Below are 16277 nucleotides of genomic sequence, written 5' to 3'. Positions count from 1 at the left end.
CAAGGGAACGTGTTGTTGTGAGCAGGAGAGGTCCTGACCTTTTGCGCAGCGCCTTTCGCCGCCTCGGATCGCCGTCATCCCTTCCTTTTCGCGGGCGCCCGTCAGACGGGGATGCCGCCCGCATCGCCCCCCCGGAAACGGCGGAAGACGAGGCCGCCATCCGCGCGGAATTCGACGCCGGCTTCTATCGCAGCCGCCACCCCGAACTGGCGGGCCTGAGCGACGACGCGCTCTGCGCCGAGTATTGCCGCACCGGCTGGCAGGCCGGGCGGGACCCGGCGCCGGGCTTTTCGACCGCCTTCTATCTCGGGGCCAATCCCGATGTGCGCGAGGCCGGGATCAACCCCTTCGCCCACTGGATCGTCGACGGCCGCGAAGAGGGCCGCCCGGGCCTTCCCGCCGCCGAGCCGCCGCCGCCGCCCGCACAGGAAGAGTCGGAGGACGCGCTCCGCAGCATCGAGGCCGTTCGCGCACTCATCCGCCCGGAATTCGACGCCGAGTTCTACCGCGAGGCCTATCCCGAGCTGGCGCTGGAGCCGGCGGAGGATCTGCTCACCGATTACTGCGCCGAGGGCTGGCAGGCGGGCCGCGACCCGGCGCCGGATTTCTCGACGACCCGCTACCTCGCCCATAATCCCGACGTGCTCGAGGCGGGGATCAACCCCTTCGCGCACTGGATCCTCTTCGGGCGGCTGGAAGAGCGGCTGAGCGCCCCGAGCGCCGCGCTTGCCGAGCGGCGGGACCAGTCCCCTTACGAGATGCCGGCGCTCTTCACGCCGATCGACCGATGGAGCGCGGCGGAGGATGCCGGCGGCCGCACCTCGCCGCAGGATCTCTGGGCCGAGCTGGCGCCGGACTTTCCCTACGGGATCCCGGCGGGGCAGATCACCGCGCCGCTCGTCCTCTTCCATACCGGCGCCTCGCGGCTGCGCGCGCGGCGCATTCGCGAGGCCCTGCTGGTCACCTCCGGCCCCGTCATCGTGCTGCTGCCCGAGGGCGTCACGCTGCCCGAGATCGACGCCGAGGGCGCGGGCCGCGTTCGTGCGGCGCCCGCCTCGAGCCCGCCGACCGCCGCCGACCTTGCCGCCTGCCTGGGCGGGCTCGAGGCGGAGGAACTCGGGCTCTGGGACGGCCGGCTCTGCCCGGCGGTGAGCGCCTGGCGCTTCCTCGAACACAGCCTGCGGCATGATGACGGATGCGGCGCCGCAAGCCCGGCGCTGATCGGCCAAAGCGGGCTCCTCTGGCGCTCGGGCGCCGAGCTCGGGCGCGACGGGGCGCGGGCCGCCTTCCGCGATGCCGGGGCCTTCTGCCTCGAGCCGATGGTCTTCCGCCAGCGCCCCTCCGCCCTCGCCGATCCCGCGATGGCGCTCTACCGCCTCGGCCCGCTTCGGGACGCGCTCGCCGGGGTGGACGGCACGATGCCGCTCCTTGACGCGCTCACCCGGGCATCCGCCGGCCTCGCGCCGGTCACGCAGGGCTGCGCGCTGGCGCTCTCGCCCGGCGTGCCGCCCCGCCCCGAGACGATGCCTGAGCTGTCGCCCGCCGCGCTGGAGCGGCTGGAACGCCCCGGCGAGCGCATCGTCTTCGTCGACAGCGTGCCGCCGATGCCCGACCAGGACGCCGGCTCCGTCACCGCCTGGAACTTCCTCGAGATCTTCCGCGAGCGCGGGGCGGAGATCCTGTTCTACAGCACCTCCCGCCGCGCTTGGGACGACCGCTACCTCCTCGCCCTCACCACCCGCGGCATCATCGGGCTGACGGACAAATGCGTGGCGGATTACAATCTGGCCTGCGACCTGATCGCCCGGACGAGCCCCGCCGCGCCCGCCTCGCTCACCTTCGTGCTCACGCGCGTCCATGCCGGGGGCGAGGTGTTCGAGCGCACGCGGGCGCTCTTCCCGCAGGGGCGCATCATCTTCAACACGGTCGACCTGCACGGCCTGCGCGAATTGCGCGAGGCGCAACTCCTGCACAATACCGCCGCCGAATTCCTCGCCCAGGGCACCATCGCCCGCGAGCGCCAGGTCATCCGCATGTCGGACGCGACGATCCTTCTGTCGGAAGCAGAGATGGCGGCGCTGACGCCGACTTTGGGCTATGCCAACCTGCGGCTCATCCCGATGATCAACGAGCTTCGCCCGCCCGTCGCCGGCTTCGCGGAGCGCCGGGGCCTGCTCTTCATCGGCGGTTTCGCGCATTTCCCCAATCGCGATGCCGTCGAGTACATGATCGAGGCTCTCTGGGCGCCGCTGCGCGCCCGGCTCCCCGATGTGACGCTCGAGCTGGTCGGCCCGCATTTCCCGCAGGAGATGGCGGCACGCCTGCCCGACGGCGTCACCGCGGCGGGCTTCGTCGAAGACCTGCCGGCGAAGCTCGAGACGGCGCGGCTGACCATCGCGCCCCTGCGCTACGGCGCAGGGATCAAGGGCAAGATCGGCACCAGCCTCGGCCATGGCGTGCCTTGCGTCGCCACCTCGCTGGCCGCAGAAGGGATGGGGCTGGAGGAGGGCAAAGAGATCCTCATCGCCGATGCGCCGGAGGCGTTCGCCGATGCCGTGGCACGGCTTTATACCGACGAGACGCTGTGGGCCCGCGCCAGCCAGGCTGGCTACGCCTTCTGCGAGGCGCGCTATTCGCGCCGCGCCGTCGCTCTCCAGATGAACGCGCTCCTTGACGATGTGGCCTCATGACGGGCGTGCCGTCCGCCTCCCCCGAGGGCGCCCCCTTGCGCTTTTTCACCATCGCGGCGCGCAACTTCCTGCCCGCCGCGCGGATCCTGCATGACAGCGTGAAGGCCGCGCATCCCGCGGCCGTCTTCACCGTCTATCTCTGCGACCGAGACATGGGCTACGACCCGGAGGCGGTGGGAATGGACATCCAGCCGCTGGAATCGCTCGGCATTCCGGCGCTCGAGCGGATGATCCGCACCTACAACATCACCGAGCTCTGCACGGCGATCAAACCTTACTGCTTCCTGCGCGAGTTCTCCCTCGCCGGCGATGGCCCGGCGCCGCATGTGCTTTATGCCGATCCCGACATCGAGCTCTTCTCGCCCCTCGAGGAGGTCGTGGAGGCGCTGGACGGCGGCGCCCAGGCGGTGCTGACGCCGCATGTGCTCGGCCCGGCCGAGCGGGTCGAGAGCCATGACCAGCAGTTTCTACGGCTCGGCATCTACAACCTTGGCTTCATCGCGCTCGCGAACACAGATCCGGTGCAGCGCGCGGTCGAATGGTGGGGCCGGCGCATGGTTGAGCAATGCATCATCGACATCCCGAACGGGCTCTTCGTCGACCAGAAGTGGATGGATCTGCTGCCGGCCTTCCTCGACGACGTCAAGGTGCTGCGCCACCCGGGCTACAACATCGCCTACTGGAACCTCCATGAGCGGCGGATCGACCTCTGCGGCCCCGCGCCAAGCTGCAACGGCCTGCCGCTGCGCTTCGTCCATTACAGCGGGCTCATCCTCGAGAATACGGAGAAGTTCACCCGGCACAGCGGGCTCTTCCACGTCTCCAGCTCCTTCGGCTACGGCGAGCTGGTGAAGCGCTATCGCGCGCGGATGACGGCGCCGGTCTACCGCAAGCTGAGGGAGACGCCCTACGCCTTCTTCTGGAACGGCGCGACCGGCAAGAACGAGCATTCCCCCGCCAACGGCGCGGAGAGGGCCCGCAGGCCGGAGACCTTCGTCTTCGCCCGGCAGGCCTTCTCGCTCGAGACGTATCGGGCCCGCGCCGCCGCCGAGGCCCATCAGCGCGAAGAGCGCCGCGTGCAGGAGGCGCGGCTTCTCGCCGAGGCGACGGCCGGAGGAGGGGACGCCGCCGGCGAAGGGCCGAGCACGGTGGAGATCCCCTGCCACTGCGCCCTCTGCGGCGGGCGGCACCAGATGCGCGTGGACCTGCCCGGCGGCCGGCAAGCGGAGGGCGGCCCCCTCCCCGACTGGCGCGAAACCGTTGTCTGCCCGTCCTGCGGCCTGACAAGCCGCCAGCGGGCAATGGTGCATCTCTTCGAGCAGGAATTCGCCCCCACGCCCGATGACCGCATCTACCTGACCGAGGCGGAGACGCCGCTCTTCGACCGGCTCTCCCAGCGCTATCCGCGGCTCACCGGCTCGACCTATCTCGGCGACCGGCGGCCCTTCGGCAGCAGCGAGAGCGGCCCGCGCAACGAGGATGCCGAGGCGCTCTCCTTCCTGTCGGAGAGCTTCGACTTCATGCTGAGCCTCGACGACCTGCAGAACCTCGCCCATCCCGAACGGGCCTTCGACGAGGCCTATCGGGTTCTGGTGCCCGGCGGGCGGCTCCTCTTCACCACCCCGGCGGACCTCTTCCGGCAGGAGAGCGTCATCCGGGCCGAGCCGAAGCCCCGCGGCCGGACCACCCACCTTCTGCCGCCGCTCCACCGCGGCGAGGGCGACAAGGGCACGCTCGTCTACCGCCGGTTCGGCTGGGACGTGCTCGACAGGGCGCGCGAGGCGGGCTTCCGCCGGCCGTTCCTCTTCCAGTACTGGTCGCGCACCTTCGGCTATCTCGGCGCCGATCAGGTGCTCTTCGTGGCGGAGAAGCCGGCATGACCGCCCCCGGATCCGGCCCCTGCGTGGTCACCGGCAGCACCGGCTTTCTCGGCGGGCACCTTCTGCCCGCGCTCGAGGCGCGGGGTGTCGAGGTCCTGCCGCTCTCGCACCGCGACCCCGCGCTCGCAGAGCCCGGTGCCTGCGCCGACTGGCTGCGCGCCGCGGGGGCAGAGAGCATCGTCCATCTCGCCGCCTCGTCCAGCCCCGCCGCGGGCGATGCGCGCGGCTTCTACGAAGCAAATGCCTTCCTGACGGAGCGGCTCCTCGAGGGCGCCGCCGAGGCGAGGCTCCCGGGCCGGATCGTCCTTCTCAGCGCCACCAGCGTCTACGGCCCCTCGGGCGCCGAGGCCCAGACGGAAGAGACACCGCGCCGGCCGCTCAACCATTACGGCGCCTCGAAGCTCCTCGCGGAGGTGATCGGCGAGTGGTATCGCGACCGGCTCGACATCGTCGTCGCGCGGCCCTCCAACTGCATCGGCGCGGGGCAGGATGCGCGCTTTCTGGTGCCGAAGCTGGTCGCGGCCTATGCCGCCCGCGATGCGGTGCTCGAGATGGGCGACACGGAGATCGCCCGCGATTTCATCGACGTGCGCGACGCGGCGGACATTCTCGCCCGGCTCCTGACCGCTCCCGGGCCCCTGCCCGGCGCGGTCAACGTCTCCAGCGGCCGGGCCACGCCGATCCGCGAGATCCTCGGCACGCTCGAAGAGCTCACCGGCCACAGCCCCGAGATCCGCCGGCAGGAGCGCTTCATCCGCAAGGGCGACATGCGCTTTCAGCGCTGCGACGCGTCGCGCGCCCTCGCGCTCGGCCATGTCCCCGCGCATGACCTCAAGGACACGCTCGGCTGGATGCTGGAGGCGGCAGGCCGGGCCACTATGGAGCACCAGACATGACGACAGCGCTCATCACCGGCATCACCGGCATGGTCGGCTCGCATCTCGCCGACTTCCTTCTGGCGGAGACGGATTGGGAGATCGTCGGCATGGCCCGCTGGCGGAGCCCGCTGGACAATATCGCCCACCTGACCGACCGGATAAACCGCAAGGACAGGCTGCGTCTCGTCCATGGCGACCTGCGCGATTCCCTGTCGCTCCTGACGGCGGTGGAGGATGCGCGGCCCGATTACGTCTTCCACCTCGCCGCGCAGAGCTTCCCAAAGACCTCCTTCGACGCCCCGCTCGAGACCTATGACACCAATGTCGAGGGCACCTCGCGGCTCCTCGAGGCCATCCGGCGGACGGTGCCGGAGGCCGTGGTGCATGTCTGCGCCTCGTCGGAGGTCTTCGGCCGCGTGCCGAAGGAGAAGCTGCCCATCAATGAGGAATGCACCTTCCACCCGGCCTCGCCCTACGCGATCTCGAAAGTCGGGACGGACCTCATCGGCCGCTATTACGGCGAGGCCTATGGCATGAAGGTGATGACCACCCGCATGTTCACCCATACCGGCCCGCGGCGCGGCGATGTCTTTGCGGAATCGACCTTCGCCAAGCAGATCGCGCTCATCGAGGCGAATGCCATCCCGCCTGTCATCAAGGTCGGCAATCTCGACAGCCTGCGCACCTTCGCCGACGTCCGCGACGCGGTGCGCGCCTATTACCTGCTGGTGACCGTCAACCCGACGCCGGCGGAATACTACAATATCGGCGGCGATTTCTCTTGCTCCATCAAGGAGATGCTCGACCACCTCATCGGGCTTTCAAGCGTGAGCAACATCTCTGTCGAGACCGACCCCACCCGCATCCGCCCCATCGACGCCGACCTGCAGGTGCCCGACACCCGCAAGTTCCGCGCCCATACCGGCTGGGCGCCGGAGATTCCCTTCGCGACGACGATGCAGGACCTGCTTGATTACTGGCGCGGCCGGGTCGCGGACGGCGCCGTGCGGCTGGTGCGCTGATGGCCGAACAGCACCCTCCGGCGATCATCGCCCATTACCACGTCTACAAGAATGCCGGCAGCACGGTGGACCAGGCCATTATCGCCGCGGTGGGCCAGGGCAACTTCATCGAGATCGACAAGACGCCGCGCTACCGCGGTGAGGCGCACAACCTGCCGCTGATCCGCCGGATCCGCGAGGAAAATCCCGGGATGACGGGCTTCTCCAGCCACACCTTCGTCGCCAGCGCCCATCGGGCGACCGACCTTATCGCACTGCCCATCGTCTTCCTGCGTCATCCGCTCATGCGGCTCGCCTCCGTCTATCGCTTCGAGGCCGTCTCGCCGCCGCACAGGGCCACCCGCCTGGGGGCACTGGCGGCGAGCGCGAGCTTCCCAGAATGGCTCGAGGCCTATCTCGACCATTACGACGGCAAGAATTACCAGACCTGCATCCTGTCGATGGAGGAGAGCGGCGGGCACAGCTACTTCACCAACGAGCACCCCGGCCATCTCGGCGACATCAAGGTCGCCGCCACAAGGCTCGACGAGGTGGCGGAGCTCATGGGCGTCGGCATCGTCGAATCCTTCGACTCCACCGCCGCTCCGATGGAGGCACGAATTCGAGAATATTTTCCGAATTTTAGCCTCAGTCGCCCGGTGGCGAACCAAACGAAGAAGGTTGAGGATTGGCGAGAAGAGCTCCGCGCACTGGAGCGCTCGCTGCCAAAGGATCTTCATGCACGGATGGTGACGCGCAACGCCTCCGACTTCGCGCTCTACCACCGCTACAGCGAGGTGGGATGAACGCCCCCGGGGCCGACTGGGCGGCGCTTAAACAAAGATTAACCTCGTCTTCCAAGACTGGGATGATCGAATAGCGATAGGTAAATCCGCGGCTGCTGTTCCGTTCCGGCCGTGGGGAGGAGAGTTCCGATGAGTGCACTGCCCCGAACGATCCATGCGCGTGCACCTCTCAGGCTCGGGCTTGCCGGAGGCGGCACCGACCTGTCGCCCTTCTGCGACCTTTATGGCGGCACCGTGCTCAACCTCACCATCGGCCGCTCGGCCTTCGCCGCCATCGAGCTGCGCGACGATAACCGGGTGGAGGTCGTGACCGGCGATCTGGGGATTCGCGAGAGCTTTCCCGTCGAGGCGCCGATCAGCGATCCGCGTCTGGCGCTGCACCGGGGCGTCTATGAGCGGATGATCGCCGAGTTCAACGGCGGCCAGCGGCTGGCGATGACCATCCACACCAATGTGGGCGCGCCCCCCGGCTCTGGCCTCGGCTCGTCCTCAGCGCTGGTGGTGGCGCTGGTCGATGCCTTCCGCCTGCTCTTCGGCGCGCCGCTCGGGCCCTATGACATCGCGCATCTGGCCTACGAGATCGAGCGGATCGACCTCGCCCAGGCCGGCGGCAAGCAGGATCAGTACGCCGCGGCCTTCGGCGGTGTGAACTTCATCGAATTCCTCGCCGGTGACCGGGTCATCGTGAACCCGCTGCGCGTCGCCCCGGCGATCCGCTACGAGCTCGAAAGCCGGCTCGTGACCTGCCAGTCCGGCGTGTCGCGGCATTCGTCCGCGATCATCGAACGGCAGACCGCCAGCGTGAAGGAGGCCGATTGCAAGGCCATCGACGCCATGCACCGGCTGAAGTCGGACAGCATCGAGATGAAGCGCGCGCTGCTCATGGGCGATTTCGGCGCGATGGCCGAGATCCTCAACCATTCCTGGGCGGCGAAGAAGGCCACCGCCGCCGCCGTCACGAGCCCCCATATCGACGCCATCGTCGAACATGCGCTGGCGAACGGGGCCGAGGCCGGCAAGATCTCCGGCGCCGGCGGCGGGGGCTTCATGTTCTTCCTCGTGGCGCCGACGCGCCGGCATCAGCTCATCGAGGCGCTCCGCCAGAAGGGAACGGAGGCGGACGCCGTCGTCCTGTCCGACACCGGCTGCCGCGCCTGGGTGGCGCCCGACCACCGGACGGCCCCGACCCCGAAGACGCCGCTGGTCGCCGCATGACGAAGGGCATCCCGGCCCAGGCTTTGGTGCTCTGCGGCGGTATGGGCTCGCGCCTCGGCGCGCTGACGCGCGATTGCCCCAAGCCGCTGCTGCCCGTCGCGGGGACGCCCTTTCTCGAGCTGCTCATCGACGAGTTGGTCCGCCAGGGCGCGCGGGACATCCTGCTCCTCGCCGCCAATCTCGCCGATCAGGTCGAGGCCTTCGCCGAGGGCTGCAACCGGCGCCTCGCCGCCGGCACGGCCGACCCGGAGCCGCCCCGCATCCGCGTCGCGCGCGAGGCGGCGCCCCGCGGCACGAGCGGCGCGCTCTGGCAGGCGCGGGAGCTGCTGGAGGAGCGGTTCCTCCTGCTCAACGGCGACAGCTGGTTCGACATCCTCCTGGCCGACCTCTCGCGCCTGCAGGCGGAGGAGGAGGGCTGCCTCGGCGCCCTCGCGCTTCGCCAGGTGCCCGACGGCGGCCGCTTCGGGGCGGTGCGGCTGGCGGGCCGGCGGCTCGCCGGCTTTGCCGAGCGCGGCACGCCGGGGGCGCCGGCGCTCATCAACGGCGGGGTCTATGTCTTCACGCGCGGCATCGCGGATCACCTCGTCCCCGAGGGCTCGCTGGAAGAAGACGTCCTCCCCGGCCTCGCCGCCGCCGGGCGGCTCGCGGGCCGGGCCTTCGAGGGCGGCTTCATCGATATCGGCATCCCCGAGGATTACGCCCGCGCGCAGGAGGTCATCCCCGCCCGCCGCCGCCGGCGCGCCATCGTCTTCGACCGCGACGGGGTGCTCAATGTCGATCATGGCCATGTCGGCACCGTCGACCGCTTCGAATGGATGCCCGGCGCCCGCGAGGCGCTGCGCGCCGTCAACGAGGCCGGCTGGTTCGCCTTCGTCGCCACAAATCAGGCCGGCATCGGCAGGGGGCTCTATTCCGAGGGCGACTACCTCGCCCTCCGCCACCACATGAACGCCGAGCTCGCCGAGCTCGGCGCCCATATCGACGACGAGCGCTATTGCCCGACGCATCCCGACGCCGTGGTCGCCGAGCTGAAGGGCCCCAGCCCGCGCCGCAAGCCGGCGCCGGGGATGCTTCTGGAGCTTCGCGACCGCTGGCCGGTCGACTGGGCGGCCAGCACCATGATCGGCGACCGCGAGACCGACATGCAGGCGGCCCGCGCCGCCGGTCTCGCCGGCCGCCTCTTCCCCGGGCCTTCACCGCATGACACCCTGCTGGAGCACGTCCATGACATCCTCGCAAGCTAGGCTGACCCCTGCCCTGCCGGACGCGGCCGAGCTGCCCGGCCTCGTCACCCGCTTCAGCGTCTGGCTGACGGACGAGGCGCTGCCCTTCCAGCTCAGCCATGCAAGGGACGAGGCCGGCTTTCACGAGCGGATCGAGCCCGACGGCACGCCCCTGGCCCTGCCGCGCCGCGCCCGCGTCGCCGCCCGGCAGCTCTATGCCTTCTCGCGGCTGGTGGCCCTCGGCATCGCGCCCGAGACCGGCCTCGCGCTCGGCCGCCACGCGCGCAGCTACCTCCTGGCCGAGCACCTCGGGCCGGAGGGGGCGGTGATCCCCGTCGCCGGCGAGCCCGAGCGGTTCGACCTTTACGACACCGCCTTCGCGCTCTTCGCGCTCGCCGCCGCCGACATGCGCATCCTGCCGGCGGGCGAGGCCCATGCCCTCGCCTCGGCCATCCGCCAGCGGCTGGAGGCCGGATGGCGCAATTGCATCGCCGGCTTCGAGGAGGCGATGCCCCGCCGGCTGCCGCTGCGCTCCAACCCCCATATGCACACGCTCGAGGCCTGCCTCGAATGGGAGCGGACACGCCCGGAAGACGAGAACTTCGCCCGTATCGCCGACGAGATCGCGGGCCTGTGCATCAGCCGCTTCCGGGCGCCGGGGACGGGCGCGCTCTGCGAGATCTTCGATGGCGAGTGGTGCCCGCTCTCCGGCCCCGGCAGCTCTATCGAGCCGGGGCACCAGTACGAATGGGGCTGGCTCCTCTTGCGCTGGGGCCGGCTGCGCGGCCGCGCCGATGCCGTCAGGGCGGGGATCGAGCTCATCGACCTGGCGGAGGGGCATGGCATCAATGCCGATGGGCTCGCCGGAAGCCTCCTTCACGCCGATCTCACGCCGGCCGACATGACCGCCCGGCTCTGGCCGCAGACCGAGCGGATCAAGGCCTGGGCACTCCGCGCCCGCATGGCCGGCTCCCGCGAAGAGGCGCGCCACGCCGAGGCGATTGCCGCGGAGGCCTGCGCCGGGCTCCTGCGCTTCTTCGAGCATCCCCTGCCCGGCTCGTGGTGGGAAAACCTCGGCCCCGGCGGCCGGCCCATCGCCGAGCCGGCACGGACCTCGAGCCTCTATCACATCGTCGCCGCCTACAGCGAACTGCGCCTTCTCGCCCCATGATCCAGCGGCTCATCCTTCATATCGGGCGCCACAAGACCGGCACCTCGGCCATCCAGCTCTATCTCGCCGCGCATCGCGCCGCCTTCGCGGCCGAGGGCATCGCCATCCCGTCCACGGGCGGCTTCCGCGATGCCGCCGCCGATCCGGCCGACAAGGTGGCCCATCACCGGATCGCCGAGGATTTCGGCCTCGCGCGCGCCGGCGACAAGGCGCGGCGGCAGGGCTGGTTGGCAGAGATCGAGGCGGCGTCGCAGGGGGCGGAGACAATCGTCCTGTCGAGCGAGCTCTTCCAGAATGCCAACGATTTCCTCGGCCTGCGCGAGCTTGCCGCCGGGCGCCATGTCGAGGTCGTCTGCTATCTGCGCGAATATCTCGATTATGCCCTCAGCGCCTGGGCGCAGGAGGTGAAGAAGACCGGCCTCGCGGCGGGCTTCTTCGAGTTCGAGCGGGGGTTCAATCCGCAGATCGCGCGCTTCTGCCGGGCGTGGCAGCTCTTCGCGAACCGCTGCCATTGGCGGCTCTACGACCCGGGCGCGGATGTTGTGGCGGATTTCCTATCCGTCACCGGCCTGCCCGATCCCGGCGGGCGGCAGCAGGCGGCGGGGGCGCAGCGCACGAACCCGCGGCTCGGCGGCAGCCTCCTCGGCTTCAAGCTTCTGGCGAACGGCGCCGGGCTCCATTCCCTCGCGCTCGCCCAGGCGCTGGAGCCTCTGGCCGCCGCGCGGCAAGCCTGGCGCCGGCCGCTCCGCCTCGCGCCCGACCGGCAGGCCGCGCTGCGCACGAAGGATTATAATGCCGAGCTCGAGGCGCTCTTCGGCGAGCTGCCGCTGAGGGATTTCTCCGACGGCGCCTGGCCCTTCGAGAGCCCCGATCTGGCGAAGGACTTCGCCGAGATCCTCGCGGCCACGGCAGAATTTCCGGCGATCCAGCGGCACCCGCTGTTCCGCCCCTTTCTTGAAACAGCGATGCTGCAGGGGGAAACGACATGACCACGACCACGAGCGAGGGCGCGCCCCAGGTGCTGAACCGCATCCGGGGGGCGGCGGAGCCCGCCCGCAGCGCCGCCGATATCGCCGCGCTCCTCGAAGGCGACGCCCTGCGGATCGAGACGGATCGCAGCGTCGAGGACACGGAGGCCTTCTGCCGCGACAACGGCCCCTGGCGCTCGACCTTCCGCTTCTCGAACGGCGTCTCGACGGAGAATTTCGCGCAGAACGACGCGGTGCCGAACCCGCGCTGCATGGCCAAGATGCGCCGGTTCCACGGGCGCGCCGACATCAGCCGCTTCGCCGGCAAGCGGGTGCTCGATCTCGGCTTCAACGAGGGCTACAACTCGATCTTCATGGCGAAATATCTCGGCTGCCAGGTCGACGGGATCGAGGCTTACCCGATCGCCATCACCCGCGGCCGCAAGATCGCGGACTTCTGCGGCACCCGCTGCCGCTTCATGACGGACGATGCCAACACCTTCGTCGCGCCCGAGACCTACGATCTCGTGCTGCACTGCGGCATCCTCTACCACCTGCCCGATGTCTGGTCCAACGTCCGCAACACCTGCGCCTCGCTGAAGCCCGGCGGCGAGGTGCTGCTGGAGACGATGACCTACGAGGGCGCCGACCGCTTCGATTGCAAGTTCATCAACTGGCACCGAAAGGGCTTCGACAATTTCTGGGCGCTGAGCATCGACACGGTGGCATACATGTTCGAGGAATTCGGCTGCGCGCATGTCGAGACCATCGACTCCTACGAGATCGGCGTCATCAAGGACACCGGCATGAAGCGCACGCTCATGTGGTTCCGCAAGGCGGCCTGAGGGCGCCGACAGACCGGCGGGCCCCCGGCAGGAGGGGGCGCCACGACAGCCGCGGCAGGCGATGCGCCGCGCACCACCAAGGCCATGAGGACGGAACGTTGGAAGACACACTGGACATGGAAGAGATCGCCCGGCTCTTCAAGGAAGCCGGGATCGAGATGGACTTCTTCTTCAAGAAGCAGAACCCGCAGAGCGTCGCCATGATGGCGGAACTCTTGCCGACCATCGAGCGCCGCTATCCGAAGCGCTATCACACCAAGACGCTCCTCGACGTCGGCGCCCGCACCGGCTCGGGCACGGATCTGCTGACCACCGTGCTCGCCCCCGAGAGCTATTCGCGGCTGAAATGCACGATCACGGCGCTCGATATCGACCCGAAGGTGGCGAGGCTCGCCAAGGCCCTGCATCCCGAGCTGGAATACATCGTCGCCGACATCTTCGACATCTCCGACCGCAAGTGGGACATCGTCACCTGCTCGCACACGCTCGAGCATGTGCCGGAGCCGGAGCCCTTCCTCGAGCAGCTCAGGCGGCTAGCGAATGAATATGTCTTCATTTCCATCCCCTTCGCCGAGAACCCCGAGACGCGCATCGCCGCGCATCTTCACAGCTTCTTCGAGCCCTTCCTCGAAAAGGTCGGCGCGCAGGACGTGACGATCTACGACGGGCTCCACTGGCCGCATTCGCAGATCGTCACCTTCTGGGTGCCGCCGCTCTAGGGCATCCCTTAAAGCTGCCGACGGTCAGCCCGGCCGCGCCCCGCCGCGACCCTGCCGCTCAAGCCTGCGTGGCGACGATCAGCCCGTCGGGCTGGAACGGCGGGGCCGGGTCCTCATGCAGGATGCGCCAATGGGGCCGCAGGATCTCGCGGCAGGCGTCGAACAGCGCCGCGCCATGGGTGCCGATGATCCAGCTGCAAACCTTCGCCGCCTGCCCGCTGGCGACGACATGGGCGAGAAGCTCCGCCTCGCCCCCCTGCACGTCGAGCTTGGCAATGTCGAACGGGGCCGACTCTTCGGCGAGGAAGGCGCCGAGATCGCGGGCCGGCGCCCTGAACGGGCTACCCTTCGCAAGGGGCACGCCCTCCATCACCACATGCGAGGAGAAATCGCTGTCGATGAACGCGACTTCGCCCTCGGCCACATGCGCCGCCGCCTCGATCAGGCGCACGCGGTCCGGCGGCACGTCGTTGAGGGCGAGGTTCTCCCGGATCGCGCTTACATGCGCGGGCAGGACCTCGAAGATCGTGGCCTCCAGCTTTGGCGACTGGAGAAGCGCGAGCAGCGTGTAATAGCCGATGCCGCCGCCGATGTCGCAGAACCGCGGGGCGGGGCCGGGGCAATCGGCGAGGAGGCGGAGGAACCATGCCTCCTCCTCCGGCTCGTGAAGGTTGCCGTTGTCGGCGGATGTGTAGCGCCGCACCTGCACATCGAGGAGATGCCGGCGGCGGACCGCGACGCCGTTGCCGAAGGTATAGGTCTCGTCGGTATTCGCCGTCATGATCGCGCCTCCCGCAGACCGGCGTATCCCGGTAAATCCAAACCTAGGGTTAATTCGGGAAAGGCAACGGCATGCCGCGCCGGGCCGGGCGGGCGGGACATTGCCGGTGGCCGGGCGCCCCGTTTGGCTGGTATGCCGCGAAGGGCGGCAGCCGCCGCCGGCCCGCCGCCCGGCGTTTCACAAAGGACCGACATGACGGAGATCTTGAGCGTCACCCCGCTGCGCCCCGAATTGCAGGCCGAGCTGGAGGCGCGGTTCACGGTGCACCGGCTGGACCAGGCCGAGGACCGCGATGCCTTCCTTGGCGCCAAGGGCGCGGCCGTCCGGGGCCTCGTGACCGATGGCGGCCAGAAGATCGACGAGGCCTTCCTCGCCCGCCTGCCGGCGCTGGAATTCCTGTCCTGCGCTTCGGCCGGCTATGACGGGATCGATATTGCCGAACTGAAGCGCCGCGGCATCCGCATGGGCAATGTCTCGCCGGCCCTCGAAGATGACGTCGCCGATACGGCCATCCTGCTTCTGATGGCCGCCCGGCGCGATCTGCCCCGGGCGCATCACCATGTGACCTCCGGCGCCTGGGCGGAGGGGTCCTATCCGCTGCAGCACAGCTTCACCGGCGGCCGGCTCGGCATCGCCGGCATGGGCCGGATCGGCCAGGCCGTCGCGCGGCGGGCCGAGGGCTTCGGCAAGGAGATCGGCTATCTGGCGCGGAGCGACAAGCCCGGCGCACCAGGCCGCCGCTTCGCCGATCTGGCCGAGTTGGCAGCCTGGGCGGACGATCTGATCGTCTGCCTGCCCGGCGGCGAGGAGACGCGCCACATGATCTCGGCCGAGGTGATGGCGGCGCTGGGGCCGGAGGGCATTCTCGTCAATGTCGGGCGCGGCTCGGTGGTGGACGAGGCGGCGCTGATCGCCGCCCTGACGGAGGGCAGGCTCGGGGCCGCGGGGCTCGATGTCTTCGCCAACGAGCCGAAGCCGGACCCGGCGCTCGTCACCCTGCCGAACGTGACCTGCTATCCGCACCATGCCTCGGGCACGGTCGAGGCGCGGGGTGCCATGGCGCGCATGGCGCTGGACAATGTCCTCGCCTATTTCGACGGGCGCCCCCTGCCCCATGAGGTCACGCTCTAGGCGCGGCGCGGCGGCGCGATTTCCTCACTCGGCCGGCGCCTCGCAGGGGATCAGCATGTAGCAGGCGGCCTCGCCCGCGACGCAGAGGAGCACGTCCTCTCCCTCGCGCGAGACCTCGTAGCGGCGCACCTCGCCCTCGGGGTCGGGGAGCCATTCGTCCGAGCGGCGCACGCCCTCGGTGCAGGTCAGCCCGTCCTCCCCGAGCGTGCAGGCGCTCATCATCGCGACGCGCTCGGCATTCGTGCCGGCGCGGAACTGCGTCAGCCGGCCCCGGTCGGAAAACTCGACGCGGCGGTTGATGCAGGCATCCTCGACATAGACGGCCGCCAGCTCGAGCTGTTTTTCATCCGCCTCGGGGCCGGGCCGGACGGCGGCGCGCGTGACTTCATCCCCCGGAAGCTGGCCCCAGAGACCGGCGAAGGGGAAGCCCGGCTCGCCGAGCTCGTTCCAGCCCCGGGCGCCGTCGGTCACCGGGACGGCGAGCGCGGTGAGATCGACGCTGGCGGGCGGCGGGGCGGCGAGCAGCGCCTCGATGCCGATCCCCGGCAGGATCGGCGGGATGTCGGCGGGGCAGCGCGTCAGCGCCGTCGGCACATTGGCACTGGCATCGAGGATGAGGACCCCTGAGGGATCGACGAAGAGCGTCCGCCGCGGCGCGCCGCCATCGGCGCGCGGCACGACCAACGCGCCGTCCACGATCTCGCCCCCGAAGCAGGCGTCGCCCCCCTCCCCCGGCATGCAGAACGACCCGGCGGTCGCCGTATAGCCGGCGCCGTCGAAGCTGCGCTCGAGGAGCTGCCCATCGGCCGTGAAGAGCCAGGGCAGGATCGCGCACATGGCCGGCGGATTGGGCGAGGCATAGTAGATGCCGGCCGCCTCCGCATAGGGCCCCTCCTGGGCCTGCGCGGGGAGGGCGGCGAGGGCGAGAAGCGCGAGCGCGGCGGCGCGGGTCGGGAACGGGGGCATCGG

14 protein-coding genes are annotated in these 16277 nt (G+C 69.9%); 12 read left to right on the top strand and 2 right to left on the bottom strand.

Annotation, left to right across the window (positions count from 1 at the left end):
- Positions 1–41: 41 nt before the first annotated feature.
- The 11 genes from ACAZ03_RS03430 (at position 42) to ACAZ03_RS03380 (ending at position 13396) form a co-directional block, all read left to right on the top strand.
- Positions 42–2690, top strand: a complete 2649-nt coding sequence (locus tag ACAZ03_RS03430) for a glycosyltransferase (protein ID WP_373355963.1) — start codon at positions 42–44, stop codon at positions 2688–2690.
- Complete coding sequence (locus ACAZ03_RS03425) at positions 2687–4570, top strand: class I SAM-dependent methyltransferase (protein ID WP_373355962.1); 1884 nt, start codon at positions 2687–2689, stop codon at positions 4568–4570. Before ACAZ03_RS03430 ends, ACAZ03_RS03425 begins: the two co-directional genes overlap by 4 nt.
- Positions 4567–5466, top strand: coding sequence for an NAD-dependent epimerase/dehydratase family protein (locus tag ACAZ03_RS03420; protein WP_373355961.1), 900 nt, complete (start codon positions 4567–4569; stop codon positions 5464–5466). Before ACAZ03_RS03425 ends, ACAZ03_RS03420 begins: the two co-directional genes overlap by 4 nt.
- Positions 5463–6470 carry a GDP-mannose 4,6-dehydratase gene (locus ACAZ03_RS03415; RefSeq protein WP_373355960.1) on the top strand — a complete coding sequence of 336 codons (1008 nt, stop codon included), beginning with the start codon at positions 5463–5465 and terminating at the stop codon, positions 6468–6470. The genes ACAZ03_RS03420 and ACAZ03_RS03415 overlap by 4 nt, the downstream gene beginning before the upstream one ends.
- Positions 6470–7255 (top strand): hypothetical protein, encoded by a 786-nt coding sequence (locus tag ACAZ03_RS03410; protein WP_373355959.1) that lies wholly within the window; start codon positions 6470–6472, stop codon positions 7253–7255. Before ACAZ03_RS03415 ends, ACAZ03_RS03410 begins: the two co-directional genes overlap by 1 nt.
- 129 nt (positions 7256–7384) lie before the next feature.
- A complete protein-coding gene (locus ACAZ03_RS03405) occupies positions 7385–8470 on the top strand; it encodes a hypothetical protein (protein ID WP_373355958.1) in 1086 nt (361 codons plus the stop codon).
- Entirely contained in the window at positions 8467–9714 is a 1248-nt protein-coding gene (locus ACAZ03_RS03400; protein ID WP_373355957.1) for an HAD-IIIA family hydrolase, read from the top strand. The genes ACAZ03_RS03405 and ACAZ03_RS03400 overlap by 4 nt, the downstream gene beginning before the upstream one ends.
- Positions 9695–10864, top strand: a complete 1170-nt coding sequence (locus tag ACAZ03_RS03395) for an AGE family epimerase/isomerase (RefSeq protein ID WP_373355956.1) — start codon at positions 9695–9697, stop codon at positions 10862–10864. The genes ACAZ03_RS03400 and ACAZ03_RS03395 overlap by 20 nt, the downstream gene beginning before the upstream one ends.
- The gene (locus ACAZ03_RS03390) at positions 10861–11853 is read left to right on the top strand and encodes a hypothetical protein (RefSeq protein WP_373355955.1); all 993 of its coding nucleotides are present in this window, start codon (positions 10861–10863) and stop codon (positions 11851–11853) included. Before ACAZ03_RS03395 ends, ACAZ03_RS03390 begins: the two co-directional genes overlap by 4 nt.
- The gene (locus ACAZ03_RS03385; RefSeq protein WP_373355954.1) at positions 11850–12677 is read left to right on the top strand and encodes a class I SAM-dependent methyltransferase; all 828 of its coding nucleotides are present in this window, start codon (positions 11850–11852) and stop codon (positions 12675–12677) included. Before ACAZ03_RS03390 ends, ACAZ03_RS03385 begins: the two co-directional genes overlap by 4 nt.
- A gap of 98 nt (positions 12678–12775) precedes the next feature.
- Positions 12776–13396, top strand: a complete 621-nt coding sequence (locus tag ACAZ03_RS03380) for a class I SAM-dependent methyltransferase (RefSeq protein WP_373355953.1) — start codon at positions 12776–12778, stop codon at positions 13394–13396.
- A gap of 58 nt (positions 13397–13454) precedes the next feature.
- Here ACAZ03_RS03380 and ACAZ03_RS03375 read toward each other — a convergent pair whose 3' ends face one another.
- The gene (locus ACAZ03_RS03375) at positions 13455–14177 is read right to left on the bottom strand and encodes an FkbM family methyltransferase (RefSeq protein WP_373355952.1); all 723 of its coding nucleotides are present in this window, start codon (positions 14175–14177) and stop codon (positions 13455–13457) included.
- Between the two features lie 192 nt (positions 14178–14369).
- Here ACAZ03_RS03375 and ACAZ03_RS03370 point away from each other — a divergent pair, with 192 nt between their 5' ends.
- Positions 14370–15308 carry a 2-hydroxyacid dehydrogenase gene (locus ACAZ03_RS03370; protein WP_373355951.1) on the top strand — a complete coding sequence of 313 codons (939 nt, stop codon included), beginning with the start codon at positions 14370–14372 and terminating at the stop codon, positions 15306–15308.
- A 24-nt stretch (positions 15309–15332) separates the two neighbouring features.
- On the opposite strand, the gene ACAZ03_RS03365 is transcribed toward ACAZ03_RS03370, so the two are convergent.
- On the bottom strand, positions 15333–16274 hold the full coding sequence (locus ACAZ03_RS03365; protein WP_373355950.1) for a hypothetical protein: 942 nt from the start codon (positions 16272–16274) through the stop codon (positions 15333–15335).
- Positions 16275–16277 lie beyond the last annotated feature (3 nt).

Source organism: Pseudoroseicyclus sp. CXY001, assembly GCF_041714655.1.
Classification (GTDB): Bacteria; Pseudomonadota; Alphaproteobacteria; order Rhodobacterales; family Rhodobacteraceae; genus Pseudoroseicyclus_A.
Note: the sequence above shows the minus strand (reverse complement) of the source record. Positions and strands in the feature narration are given on the sequence as shown.